Origin of the sequence: Pseudomonas sp. BF-R-30 (genome assembly GCF_019956175.1) — a bacterium.
In the GTDB taxonomy this organism is placed as follows: Bacteria; Pseudomonadota; Gammaproteobacteria; order Pseudomonadales; family Pseudomonadaceae; genus Aquipseudomonas; species Aquipseudomonas jessenii.
Genome location: NZ_JAHBDE010000005.1, coordinates 102,533 through 115,439, shown reverse-complemented (window position 1 = coordinate 115,439; position 12,907 = coordinate 102,533). Strand labels below are relative to the sequence as shown.

General features: G+C 61.4%; 12 protein-coding genes. 5 read left to right on the top strand and 7 right to left on the bottom strand.

Annotation, left to right across the window (positions count from 1 at the left end):
• Positions 1-48 precede the first annotated feature (48 nt).
• Positions 49-648, top strand: a complete 600-nt coding sequence (locus KGB20_RS04025; protein ID WP_150812948.1) for a short chain dehydrogenase — start codon at positions 49-51, stop codon at positions 646-648.
• Positions 649-660: 12 nt separating this feature from the next.
• Here KGB20_RS04025 and KGB20_RS04020 read toward each other — a convergent pair whose 3' ends face one another.
• Positions 661-1,017 (bottom strand): hypothetical protein, encoded by a 357-nt coding sequence (locus KGB20_RS04020; protein ID WP_150812947.1) that lies wholly within the window; start codon positions 1,015-1,017, stop codon positions 661-663.
• Positions 1,018-1,189: 172 nt separating this feature from the next.
• Between KGB20_RS04020 and KGB20_RS04015 the strand changes: the two genes are divergently transcribed.
• A complete protein-coding gene (locus KGB20_RS04015; RefSeq protein WP_102669884.1) occupies positions 1,190-1,858 on the top strand; it encodes a COG3650 family protein in 669 nt (222 codons plus the stop codon).
• A gap of 95 nt (positions 1,859-1,953) precedes the next feature.
• Positions 1,954-3,567 carry an NAD(P)/FAD-dependent oxidoreductase gene (locus tag KGB20_RS04010; RefSeq protein ID WP_150812946.1) on the top strand — a complete coding sequence of 538 codons (1,614 nt, stop codon included), beginning with the start codon at positions 1,954-1,956 and terminating at the stop codon, positions 3,565-3,567.
• Between the two features lie 117 nt (positions 3,568-3,684).
• Here the strand turns inward: KGB20_RS04010 and KGB20_RS04005 are convergent, their stop codons facing one another.
• Positions 3,685-4,782, bottom strand: coding sequence for a PLP-dependent cysteine synthase family protein (locus KGB20_RS04005; protein ID WP_173677912.1), 1,098 nt, complete (start codon positions 4,780-4,782; stop codon positions 3,685-3,687).
• Between the two features lie 247 nt (positions 4,783-5,029).
• Between KGB20_RS04005 and nhaA the strand changes: the two genes are divergently transcribed.
• Positions 5,030-6,217 carry a Na+/H+ antiporter NhaA gene (gene nhaA, locus KGB20_RS04000; RefSeq protein WP_150812945.1) on the top strand — a complete coding sequence of 396 codons (1,188 nt, stop codon included), beginning with the start codon at positions 5,030-5,032 and terminating at the stop codon, positions 6,215-6,217.
• Between the two features lie 103 nt (positions 6,218-6,320).
• Here nhaA and KGB20_RS03995 read toward each other — a convergent pair whose 3' ends face one another.
• Positions 6,321-6,785, bottom strand: a complete 465-nt coding sequence (locus KGB20_RS03995) for a glycine zipper 2TM domain-containing protein (protein WP_057716111.1) — start codon at positions 6,783-6,785, stop codon at positions 6,321-6,323.
• A gap of 165 nt (positions 6,786-6,950) precedes the next feature.
• Here KGB20_RS03995 and KGB20_RS03990 point away from each other — a divergent pair, with 165 nt between their 5' ends.
• Complete coding sequence (locus tag KGB20_RS03990; RefSeq protein ID WP_223532022.1) at positions 6,951-7,187, top strand: hypothetical protein; 237 nt, start codon at positions 6,951-6,953, stop codon at positions 7,185-7,187.
• 5 nt (positions 7,188-7,192) lie between these two features.
• Here the strand turns inward: KGB20_RS03990 and pdxH are convergent, their stop codons facing one another.
• The 4 genes from pdxH to KGB20_RS03970 form a co-directional block, all read right to left on the bottom strand.
• Positions 7,193-7,840: a pyridoxamine 5'-phosphate oxidase gene (gene pdxH / locus KGB20_RS03985; RefSeq protein WP_150812944.1), complete on the bottom strand. Its 648-nt coding sequence runs from the start codon at positions 7,838-7,840 to the stop codon at positions 7,193-7,195.
• 24 nt (positions 7,841-7,864) lie between these two features.
• Complete coding sequence (locus tag KGB20_RS03980; protein WP_150812943.1) at positions 7,865-8,872, bottom strand: OmpA family protein; 1,008 nt, start codon at positions 8,870-8,872, stop codon at positions 7,865-7,867.
• A gap of 113 nt (positions 8,873-8,985) precedes the next feature.
• Positions 8,986-10,131 (bottom strand): serine hydrolase domain-containing protein, encoded by a 1,146-nt coding sequence (locus KGB20_RS03975; RefSeq protein ID WP_150812942.1) that lies wholly within the window; start codon positions 10,129-10,131, stop codon positions 8,986-8,988.
• Positions 10,132-10,350: 219 nt separating this feature from the next.
• The gene (locus KGB20_RS03970; protein WP_154946613.1) at positions 10,351-12,843 is read right to left on the bottom strand and encodes a beta-galactosidase; all 2,493 of its coding nucleotides are present in this window, start codon (positions 12,841-12,843) and stop codon (positions 10,351-10,353) included.
• Between the last annotated feature and the right edge of the window lie 64 nt (positions 12,844-12,907).

The following is a 12,907-nucleotide window of genomic DNA, read 5'->3' as shown; positions in this document are numbered from 1 at the left end:
ACCACCCTAAACTGAAACCTCGTTCAACCCATACGAGGATCAGCCCCCATGAAAATTCTTTTGATCGGCGCAGGCGGCACCATCGGTTCGGCAGTCGACAAGGAACTGTCGCAACGCCACGAAATCATCCGCATCGGTCGCACCAGCGGCGACTTTCAGGTGGACATCAGTGACAGCACCTCGATTCGCAAGCTGTTCGAGCAGACCGGCAAATTCGATGCACTGGTGTGCGCGGCCGGTAACGTGACCTTCGCACCGCTCAACGAAATGACCGAAGAGAGCTTTGCCCTGGGCCTGAAAGACAAGCTCATGGGCCAGGTCAATTTGCTGCTGATCGGCCGCGACTTCGCCAATGACGGCGCTTCGTTCACCTTCACCACCGGCGTGCTCAGCCACGACCCGATTCGCAGTGGCGCCTCGGCGGCGCTGGTCAACGGTGCACTGGACAGCTTTGTCCGCGCTGCCGCCATTGAGCTACCGCGCGGCCTGCGGGTGAACTCGATCAGCCCGAATGTCCTGGTCGAAGCCATGGGCAAATACGCGCCGTACTTCCGTGGTTTCAAGCCGGTTCCTGCGGCGGATGTGGCCTTGGCCTACGCCAAGAGTGTGGAAGGCCTGCAAACGGGTCAGATCTTTCACGTAGGCTGAACCGGCTCAAGCTCAATCAACCAACGTGGGCAAGAGGTCTTTGGCGATGGCTTTCGGGATGGACACCCTGAACTGCGAGCCCAAGACCGATTGCACTGTCGCCGTAGAAACCTTCCAACCATTGATCGATAGCGTCAATTTCTGGCCTATTGACTCGCGTGTAATGCGCTGCATACGCTCAGTTGCTTCAGGACTGAGCGTGACATTCATTTCAAACACCGAATGAAGTCTGTCGTTGTCCTTCAATAGCAACTCCATTCGGGTGAAGTCGATTGCCGAAGACAAACTGATCTCGGCAGCCTGACTGCCCGTGGCCCCCGTCATCACAATTGAAAACATCCAGATCTTCCAGCCCATTGCGTTCTTCATATCCGCCCCTGCGAAAACGCGGCAGCTTACCTTCGGCATCGTGACACTCGGCATCGGAATAATTCACAGGATGTTGCCGCAAATCACCCTCTACTTTGCCAGTGACCAACTCCAGCCTTGTGATGAACGGTCAGCCTGAGTAACGTGGCGGCACCTGTCAGGAGACCCCAAGATGCGTGTTGCCCGTTCCTTAGTCCTCGTTGCCCTGCTTCCGCTGTTCGCCGCTTGCCAGTTGTTCGAGGGTGAGCGGCAGAACGCCTCCCATGTCGGCCAGACACGCATGCAAGGCCAGTTGACCGCGGCGGACGGCAAACTGCTGTTCCAGCCGTGCAACCAGACAAACCGCTACGTGGTCAACGACACGGGCGGTACCAGCGTCCTGCAGCAGGCCGCAAACCTGGCGGACAAGCAGGGCAAGCTGTTTGCCGACGTGCGCGGGCGGGTTGTGGCCGGCAGCGGTGGTGACGGCCAGCTCGATCTGGAGCAGTTGTACCGCGTCGAGCGCTCGGGCACCGCGTGCGACGATCCGAATTTCAAGCTGCTGATCCTGCGCGCCGCCGGCCACACCCCGGAGTGGAGCGTGAAAGTCAGCGGCAAAGGCATGGTCCTCGACCGGGCCGGCCAGCCGCCGTTGGCCGTGCCTTACGTCGAGGAGCAATTGGGCGATGGCCGTTTCAACCTCAGCACCGAAGCCAACAACCAGCACATCGAACTGTGGGTTGCACCGCAACGTTGCGTCGACAGCAGCACCGGCAGCATCCAGCACATGAGTGCCGAGCTGCGCATCGACGGTCAGGTACAGCGCGGCTGCGGGTATTTCGGCGGATCGCGCGACGACTGATCGTTTAAGCCTCACGGGCCTGCGCCTTTGAGGCTTATAATCGCGGGTTTCAAACGCCCTGGCGCAGTTGTGCGCCCCGCGAACCGGATCCCGCCATGTTACGAATCACCGAACTCAAGTTGCCGATCGACCATCCCGAAGAAGACCTGCGCCCTGCCATCGTGCAGCGCTTAGGGCTTGCCAGCGATGACCTGCTCGATTTCACCTTGTTCAAGCGCAGCTACGATGCGCGCAAAAAGTCCTCCGAACTGTGCTTCATCTACACCATCGACCTTGAAGTTCGCGATGAGGCGGCGGTACTGCACAAGTTTGCCGATGACCGTAACGTCAACGTGGCACCGGATGTCAGCTACAAAGAAGTCGGCCAGGCGCCAGCCGATCTGAGCGTGCGGCCGATCGTCGTCGGCTTCGGCCCGTGCGGGATTTTCGCCGGGCTGCTGCTGGCGCAAATGGGCTTCAAGCCGATCATCCTCGAGCGCGGCACCGAAGTACGCCAGCGCACCAAGGACACCTGGGGCCTGTGGCGCAAAAGCGTGCTCAACCCGGAATCCAACGTGCAGTTCGGTGAAGGCGGCGCGGGGACGTTCTCCGATGGCAAGCTCTACAGCCAGATCAAGGACCCGAAATTCCTCGGCCGTAAAGTCCTGCACGAATTCGTCAAGGCCGGTGCTCCGGAAGAAATCCTCTACGTCAGCAAACCGCACATCGGTACGTTCCGTCTGACCGGCGTGGTGGAAAACATGCGTGAGCAGATTCGCGCCCTGGGCGGTGAAGTGCGCTTCCAGCAGCGCGTCACCGACGTGTTGATCGAAGGCGACCAACTGGTCGGCGTCGAACTCAATGGCGGCGAACAGATCCACTCCAAACACGTGATCCTGGCCCTCGGCCACAGCGCCCGCGACACCTTCCGCATGCTTCACGGCCGTGGCGTGTTCATGGAAGCCAAGCCGTTCTCGGTGGGTTTCCGCATCGAGCACCCGCAGTCGCTGATCGACCGTGCGCGGCTGGGCAAATACGCTGGCCACCCGAAACTGGGCGCCGCCGACTACAAGCTGGTGCACCACGCCAAGAACGGCCGTTCGGTCTACAGCTTCTGCATGTGCCCGGGCGGCACCGTGGTGGCGGCGACTTCCGAGCCAAACCGCGTGGTCACCAATGGCATGAGCCAGTACTCGCGTAACGAACGCAATGCCAACTCCGGCATCGTCGTCGGCATCACGCCGGAAGTCGATTATCCGGGCGGCCCGCTGGCCGGTATCGAGCTGCAGGAACGCCTGGAGTCCCACGCATTCGTGCTGGGCGGCAGCAACTACGAAGCCCCGGCGCAACTGGTCGGCGATTTTATCGCGGGCAAACCGTCTACCGAACTGGGCAGCGTCGAGCCATCCTACAAGCCGGGCGTTGCCCTGGGTGATCTGGCGCTGGCACTACCGGCATTCGCCATCGAAGCAATTCGCGAAGCCTTGCCGGCATTCGAGAAGCAGATTCGTGGTTACTCGCTGCACGACGCAGTGCTGACCGGGATCGAGACCCGCACCTCGTCGCCGCTGCGCATTACCCGTAACGAGTCGTTGCAGAGCCTGAACGTGAAGGGCTTGTTCCCGGCCGGTGAAGGGGCCGGTTATGCGGGCGGGATCCTGTCGGCGGGTGTTGACGGGATTCGCATTGCTGAAGCGGTGGCCCGGGACATCCTCGGTCTCGAGGCCTGATACCACTCTAATGTGGGAGCGGGCTTGCTCGCGAAAGCGGTGGATCAGCCAATGCATATGTTGGATGTGAAACCGTCTTCGCGAGCAAGCCCGCTCCCACATTTGATCTTCGGTGTGTCAGATATTGGCGCGCAAAACCGAGTCCGGCAACGGCTCACCCCGCTCCACCGTCGCTGCCACCGCAGCCATCAAACCGCTCAGTTCATACCCCTGAGCCTTGAGCCAGCCCTGATCGTAATAGGTCGTGGCATAGCGCTCGCCGCCGTCACACAGAATCGCCACCATCGACCCCGTCTCCCCTGCCGCCTTCATGTGCTGGGCGGCCATCAATGCGCCGATCAGGTTGGTCCCGCTCGACCCGCCCACATGCCGTCCCAGACGCTCCGCCAAGTAGTGCATGGCCGCCAGCGACAAGGCATCCGGCACCTTGACCATCGCGTCGATCACCTTGGGCAGAAACGACGCTTCCACGCGCGGCCGGCCGATGCCCTCGATACGCGAGCCGTGGTCCAGTCGCAGACTGGCATCGCCGGTCTGGTAGTAATCGAAGAACACCGAACGCTCGGCATCGGCACACAGCACGCGGGTGCCATGCTGGCGATAACGCACATATCGGCCCAGAGTGGCCGTGGTACCGCCGGTACCGGGGCTGGAAATCAGCCAGCTCGGTTCGGGGTGCTGCTCGAAACGCATCTGCTGAAAGATCGACTCGGCAATGTTGTTGTTCGCCCGCCAGTCGGTGGCGCGCTCGGCGTAGGTGAACTGGTCGATGAAGTGCCCGTCGTGCTCACGGGCCAGGCGCTCGGACTCGGCGTAGATCTGGGTCGGATCGTCCACCAGGTGGCTTTGACCACCGTAGAAGGCGATCTGCGCAATCTTCTCCTTGGACGTAGTCGCCGGCATCACCGCAATGAACGGCAAGCCCAGCATGCGCGCGAAGTACGCTTCGGAAATCGCCGTCGAACCGCTGGATGCCTCAATCACCGGCGCACCGGGCTTGAGCCAGCCGTTACACAGCGCATACAGGAACAGCGAACGGGCCAGACGGTGCTTGAGGCTGCCCGTGGGGTGGCTGGACTCATCCTTGAAATACAACTCGATGCCTGGAAAACCCGGCAGCGGCAAGGGGATCAAGTGGGTGTCGGCGCTGCGCTGGAAATCGGCTTCGATGATCCGGATCGCTTCGCGGGACCACTGTCGATTGTCGCTCATGATGGTTTTCTCGTTGTATCGGGCAGGAGTCGGCCTTTTGACAAGGCTCAGCCAACAAGCTTAGGAAAAATCCTGCATCCAGCACAGGTACAGATGAAATCCAATACGCCGGGCAACTGCTAGGCTCAGGTCGGTGCCGAGGGATCACTCTGTAACGGCATATAACAAAAAAGAATATAACTTTTGTTTTAACAACTAACGGTACTTGTTAGGGTGTAACACCTTTTGAATTCATGGATGGAGAGCGACCTTGCCTCTGCGTAGCACTTTCACGCGTTTCTTTCAGTTGGAAGCTGCCAGCGGTCTGTTACTGATCGCCGCTGCCGTTCTGGCTCTGATCATCAACAACTCGCCGCTGTCGTGGCTGTACAACGGCCTGTTGGACACCCCCGTGGTGGCCCAGATCGGCGCACTGAAAATCGCCAAGCCCTTGCTGCTGTGGATCAACGACGGCCTGATGGCGCTGTTCTTCCTGCTCATCGGCCTGGAAGTGAAGCGCGAAGTACTCGACGGCCAGTTGTCCAAACCGTCGCAAATCGTGCTGCCCGGTGCAGCCGCCATTGGTGGCATGGTGGTGCCGGCGCTGATCTACTGGTACCTCAATCGCGACACGCCAGCCGCCCTGAACGGCTGGGCAATCCCGACCGCCACCGATATCGCCTTCGCCCTTGGCGTACTGGCACTGCTGGGCAAACGGGTTCCGGTATCGCTGAAACTGTTCCTGATGACCCTGGCGATCATCGACGACCTTGGCGCGATCATCATCATTGCGATCTTCTATTCCGGCGCGCTGTCGACCCTGTCTCTGGCGCTGGCCGCGACCTGTATTGCGGCGCTGATCGGGATGAACCGGCTTGGCGTGGTCAAGCTCGGGCCCTACATGATCATTGGACTGATCCTCTGGGTCTGCGTGCTCAAGAGCGGTGTCCACGCCACCCTGGCCGGCGTGACCCTGGCATTCTGCATTCCGTTGCGCACGAAAAATGCCGAACCTTCGCCACTGCTTGCCCTGGAGCATGCCCTGCACCCGTGGGTTGCCTACGGCATCCTGCCATTGTTCGCCTTTGCCAACGCCGGCCTGTCCCTGAGCGGTGTCACCGTCGAGAGCTTCACTCACCACGTCCCCATGGGCATCGCCATCGGGCTGCTGCTGGGCAAGACCGTCGGTGTCTTCGGCCTGACCTGGCTGGCCGTGAAAACCGGTATCGCCGCCCTGCCCCAAGGTGCCAATTGGGGCCAGATACTGGGCGTGGCGATTCTCTGCGGCATCGGTTTCACGATGAGCCTGTTTGTCGGCTCGCTGGCCTTCGAGCCAGGCGTGAGTGATTTCGCCGGGATGGACCGCATGGGGATCTTGACCGGTTCGATTCTGGCTGCACTGATCGGTTATGTGGTGACGGCGATGGCGAGCCGCAAGAACAACGCGCTGGCTTCCTGATAAACCGCCATAACGGCCAGCATCAATCAGGACTCACCTGAGCTGAAAAACAAAAAACCCGATCAGTCACCTGATCGGGTTTTTGTTTAGCCGGTGTTTGCGCTTAGTGCGAAACGCGGCTGGTGCCATTCACACTGGCGATGCGCACACGTTCGCCGACACGGAACACTTCGTTCGGCTGAACTTCCTGAACGTAGGCGCGCATGCTGCCATCGTCTTCGCGCACGGTGATTTCCACGCCCTGGGTGCGGGTCAGGCCTTCTTCAGCGGCTGAACCGAGCAGGCCACCGGCCACGGCACCGATAACCGCTGCAACGACGCTGCCTTTACCGCCACCGATAGCACTGCCGCCAACGCCGCCGACCACTGCACCTGCAGCGCCGCCGATCGGGGTTTTGGTGCCTTCGATTTTCACCGGGCGCAATGCTTCGATGGTGCCCATGCGAACGGTCTGCACACGACGCGCCTCGTCACGGGAGTAGGAGTCACCGGTCAGGCTCGATTGGCAACCAGTGAGCAACATCGCCATCGTGGAAAAGGAAGCAACCAGCAGAACAGACTTACGCATAGCATCAACTCCAAAAAAACAGTTGTTCATTAAACTCCGCTACTTGACGCCTGTCACGGCATCGCCCGGGTAAAATTGGTTTGATTCAGGCTCCGTTAAGGCGCCTCCACGAACCCACACAGTAGCGGCAAATTCGCAAAGCTGCCCCACTGGCCAAGGATTCCCATGGATTACTTTATCATCGTCGTCACGACTGTTGCCGGTTTGTACTTCCATTGGTGGCTGTACGTGCGGATCAAACGCTGGATGGACCGCGATCTGGCGCTAGCGCTGGCGGGCAAGGACGAGCAGAAAAAAGCCTTCATGCTCGAACGATTGGCGAGTGCTCAGGCGCAGAAGTTCAAGCGTCGAGACCTGCCGAAGTGGCTGGAGGCCGCTGCGGCAGGCTATCCCGATCGGTAGACTGCTCAGGGTGCCAGACGTTCAAGAATCCAGTCGGCGCCCTGCTGGCGGTAATTGAGGCGGTCGTGCAGGCGGCTTGGGCGACCCTGCCAGAATTCGATGCGTTCCGGCAGCAGGCGATAACCACCCCAGTGTTCCGGGCAATGGGGCTGGGTGTCGCTGAAACGTTGCTCGGTGTCCTTGAGCAGCGCTTCGAGCTCGCTACGATCGGCGATCACCCGGCTCTGCGGCGACGCCCAGGCTCCCAGGCGACTGCCCAGTGGACGGACCTGATAGTAAGCGTCGGACTCTTCAGGCGTCACCTTCACCACCCGCCCTTCGATGCGCACCTGGCGCTCCAGCGCCGGCCAGAAAAACGTCATGGCCGCATACGGATTCGCGGCCAGTTGCTGGCCCTTGGCGCTGTCGTAGTTGGTGAAAAAGGTGAAGCCCTGCTCGTCCAGGCCCTTGAGCAACAGAATGCGACAGTGCGGTCGACCGTCCTGGTCAACGGTGGCCAGGGTCATGGCGTTGGCTTCCACCGGCACCTGTTCGGTTTTCACCGCGTCGGCGAACCATTGGTGGAACAACGCAAACGGCTCGGCCGGGGCTTGTGCCTCGGTCAAGCCATCACGGGTGTAGTCACGACGCATATCAGCCAGGCCCTGGGTCATGGCGCATTCCTTTTGGTTAACGAATCACTGCTTTGCAGTATCGGTGGCTGCGCCTTTCTTGTCAGCCGCGGAGGCTTTGGCTGGCGTGGTCTTTTTCGCCGGCGTTGCGGTTTTCGCAGGTGTTTTCTTGGCCGGTGCTTTTTTCGCGGGGGCTTTTTTCGCCGCTGGAACAGCAGCTTTTTTAGCCGCCGGGGCCGGTGTCACAGGCTTGGCGACCGGCTTGACCTCAGCAGCAGTGACCTTGGTCACAGGGGCCGGCGCCGGCATATTGTACTTGCTCAGCAGTGCGGCCATGGTGTTTTGCGGGGTCACCAGCAGCTCCACGCGGCGGTTCAACGCACGCCCTTCCACGCTGTCGTTGGCGGCGCGCGGCGCATCACCGCCCAGACCACGCAGCATCAGGCGATCACGCTGCAAACCACTGAGACGGAAAATCGCCGCAACGGCCTGGGCACGCTCCTGGCTCAGTTTGACGTTGGCAGGTGCAGCGCCGGACGTATCGCTGTGGCCGAGGATCAACACAGCGGACTTTGGATCGGCTTCAAGGATTTTGGCAACGCGGGTCAACGGACCGAGTGTGACCGGCAGCAGCATGGCCGGACGGTCAGGGTTGAACGAGCCTTCGACCGGCGCAGTCACCACCAGCACGTTTTCGCGGCGCTCGAGTTGCAGGTTACTGCCCTTGACCGCCTCCCGCAGGCGCGGTTCATAGTCGTCAAGCCAGGCCTGGGTGACTTTCGGGTCGGGCATCGGCACAGCCTTGGCGGCGCTCTGCTTGCTGCCGCCGAACGGCCACCACCACTTGCTGCCGCTATCGGTTTCGGCCTTGGCCACCGCAACGGGTTTGACTTCAGGTTTCACCTCCGGCTTGGCCGCAGGCTTACCGGCGCTCTCGTCGGAACCGAATGGCCAGTACCAATGGCTGCCACTTTCAGTCTTGGCAACGGGGGCTGTCGCATCTCTCTGTGGAGTCTGTGCGCAACCGGTAATAGCAAAGCACAGGGCCAAGGCGAGGGTTTTATTGGATGACATTGGATATCCACAAGAATGAAGTCAAAAAAATCTGGCCACAGCGGCCCGCACAAACTGACGCTTTGAAACTGAAAAGGCTATCGGGTTCCAGCCCTGGAACCCGATAACCGCTTTTACAGACAAGTGGCCAGAACCCGCACCAGCTTTTGCGCACGCGGGTCCATCAAGACGTACGGCCCCAGGGTATTTGTCACAAATCCGAAAGCCACGTCGTGCTCCGGGTCGGCAAAACCGATGGAGCCGCCGGCACCCGGATGACCGAACGCCCGCGGGCCAAGGCCGAAGGTGGCATTGGCAACGTCCGGTTGATCGAGCATGCAACCCAGACCGAAACGGGTCCGAGTCAGTAAGGTCTTGTCCTCGCCGAGGCTGTGCTCGCGGGTCAGCTCATTGAGCATTTCGCTTTCCAGCAGGCTGCCGTCGAGCAGGCCGGCGTAGAACCCGGCCAGGCTGCGGGCATTTCCATGGCCATTGGCGGCTGGCTGTTGCATGCGTCGCCACTCGGGCTTGTTGGTGCTGGTCATGATCGACGGAGGGTTGGTGAACGCCCGGGTCGTCATGGCCGCTGGCTCACGCATGGTCACTTGCAGCAGGCGCTGGGCGGCGGCATCGCCGACATTGCCCTTGCCCCGCGCAATGTGGGCCACGCGATGGAACTCTTCGTCGGCCAGGCCCACATGGAAGTCCAGCCCCAACGGCTTGGCGACCCGCGCGACGATGGATTCACCCGGCCCACGACCGTCGGCACGGCGCAGCAATTCGCCGATCAGCCAGCCATAGGTGATCGCCGCGTAACCGTGGCCTTCGCCCGGCGTCCACCACGGCGTTTCGGCGGCCAGGGCGTCGACCATGGTTTGCCAGTCGTAAAGGGCTTCGGGGGCCAGTAACTCGCGCAATGCCGGAAGGCCGGCCTGATGGCAGAGCAGTTGGCGCAAGGTGACGGACTCTTTGCCGGCAGCGGCAAATTCGGGCCAGTAGCGCGCGACCGGGGCATCCAGTTGCAGCTTGCCTTCGGCCACCAATTGCAGCGCGGTGACGGCGGTAAAGGTCTTGGTGCAGGAGAACAGATTGGCGATGGTGTCGCTGTGCCAGGCCTCGGTCCCGTCCTTGTCGGCAGTGCCGGCCCACAGATCGAGGACGGTTTCGCCGCCGACCTGAATGCACAACGCTGCGCCACGTTCCTGGGGATCGTCGAACAGCGCCGCGAACGCCTCTCGCACCGCCTCGAACTTAAGCTCGTAATGACCCTGAATCTGCACCCGCAACTCCCCGGATTAACGCTCTACAAAGTGGCGGGCATTGTTCCAGCCCTTGAGGGTTTTGGGAACAGGGTTGGGCCGGGCGGTCGCTCTGCCATCAACCTGAAATGCAGTGGAGATGCTGATGACGCCTTCGCGAGCAAGCCCGCTCCCACATTGGAATGCATCCTCCTGTGGGAGCGGGCTTGCTCGCGAAGAACGATAACGCGGTGTCAGGACTCAGTGGCCATTCCCGGTGTGCCCGCCCGCGCCCTTCCCCGGCCCCTTGCCGGCGTCGGCCTTGCGGCCGCCCTCGGCGTCGTGGCTGGCTTTGTCGGCGGCGGCCGCAGCCTTCTCTGCCTCTTTGCCCAATTGCTCGACTGTCGCCAGGTTGCTCTTGCGCACGCTGTCGACAAACCCCTGGAACGGCAGATCAGTGATGCCCACCAACCCGAAGTGACCGTTTTCACCGTCAAGCAGGCGCCCGGTGACCGGTTGATCGAGGTACTGGAACCAATGCACGCCAACAATCGACGGCTCGCTCAATGCCTGCTTGAGGAAGTTGGCGTACGCCGGACCGCGGTCTTCCTCCTTCACCAACGGCGTAACGCCGCCCCAGAACGGGCCACGATCAGCCGAGCCGAAATTGAACTCGGTGATCAGCACCGGTTTGTCGAGACTGCGCAGCCTGGCGAAGTCGTAACCATCCTGGGGTTGCAAGGTGTACATGTTGAAGCTCAACACGTCGCAATACTGGGCGCAGGACTCCACTGCCTCCGGCGTGCTGATGGCGAAACGGCCGCCGAGCAATAGCTGGTTCGGTACGTGCCACTTGAGCGAGTCGGAGATGGTCTTGAAGTAAGTGTCGGCAAAGACCTTCTGGAAGTATTTGAAGTCGGCTTCGATTTCCGGGTGCTCGGCGCTTGGCAACGGCGGCACGAATCCCGGATCTTCCATCAGTTCCCAGGCCGCCAGATCGATGCCCCAGGCTTTCGACAAGCCAGCCTGATTGCGGTACTTGTCACGCAGTTGCTTGAGGAATGCGCGCTTGGCCGGCACGTCGGTGGTCATTTTCAAGGTGCCGTAGGCCAGGGCATATCGGGCTTTCGGGTCATCCCCTGGACCGGCCCAGGCCAGTTCGTTGTCGGCGTAGTAACCGATCAGCCACGGATCGTCACGATGATCGCGGGCGGCAATGGCCACGGCACGTTCGGTGGCCATGGCGAAACGCGGGTCGAAGGGGTCGGGCATGCCGCCCCACCAGTCGGTACCGGTGCTGATGCTGGCGTAGTCGCCGACGATCGACAGCGGCAAGGTATAGGGCACGCGATCAGCGTCGCCCAATACGGGTGCGCTCCAGTTGCCAATGGTGTTGAAGCCCCAGGCCTGCAAGCGATCAAGGGTGTGACTGGCCCAACGCTGCTCGTCGAACAGCGGCTTGCACGGTTCGGCGGTTTTTTGCTCGGCGGCTTTCGCTACCGTCGCTTCAGTCCTGGCCGCTTCGGCGACACCAGACTCGGCAGTTGCAGGCACTACAGGTTGCTCCGCCGCCTTGGCCGTCGTCGCCTCGACTGCATCCGCCTTGGCCGCCGCGGCGACGCCCGCCTTGGTATCGCTGCCCTTCACACACGGGTCGCCATACAGGCGCTGCAGGTTGGCACCGTAGAAGTCGTACCAGCGACCGGCATTGTAGCCACGCCCTTGATCGGCACCGTTGCCGCCACGGTTGTCGCCTTCGCCGTAATGGCTGGCGAGTGCGTCATCTGTTTTGGGCAGGGATTCGAACATCCACTCACGACCGGCAACGTAGGTCGGGTTGACGTCTGCAGCGACGGTGTTAACCCCGAGCGAATAAAACGGATGGCCTTGCGGCGTCACCAGATACCAGCGTCCATCGCGTTTCTCGGTGCGGAAAAAGCCGCTGGCCTTGAAGGACGGGCCTTTGGTCAAACCACCGAACTTGTCCAGGGAGGACTTCTCGCGCTCGGCCAGCCAGGTTTTCAGTTGCTGCTGCTCCTTGCTGGCGGCGCTTTTCAGTTGTTCGTCACTGCTGATTTTTTCCGGCCATTTGTTTCGGTTCGACTGGCCGTAGGCATCCACCAACCCGCCATACACGGCTTGGGTTATCGACTCACCGCCCTGCACACCAAAGCGCTCCAGCAGGATGCTTTGCGCGGCTTTGGGCTGGTCCATCGACAGGCTCACCGACACCACCCGGCTGCGATCCAGCTCACCGGCGCTGCTGGCCAGCAACACTCGCTGCCCCTCAACGGTCATCGGCATCGGCGGGCCAGCCTTCATGCCCTGGCTCAGCGGTGATGTCGCCTGCAAAGGCACCAACAGGGTTTGCGCAGGCCCCGCCGGCAGATCGACGCGGCTGACCAGTGTCTTGCCATCGTTGCTCTGGATGGTCACGTACAGGGTCAAGGCCCAGTTCATGGCGCTCTGGATCCGCAGGCTCATGACGCCCGACTGCGACCAGTCCCAGGCGCCGGTTTGCGGGGTCAGGCGCAACGTCGGCCGGGCGACCGGGTTGAACGTCACCCGGCGCAGCACTTCGCCCTCGGGGGTTTGCTCGGCGTTGGATTGCGGCAGGCTGGCGTCCTGAGTCGCCACCTGGACCACGTCGGCGGGGCGCACAAAGTTGAACAGCGTCTGCTGGCTGGCCGGGGCGGCCAACAGCGGTGTTGCGAACAGCATGGCAAAAACAGCAGGCAACGAACGGCAAATCATGAGAACGAAATTCTCCCTAACGACCTTCAATGGGCCAGTGGAAAAGCGATGGCAGAGAGATAGA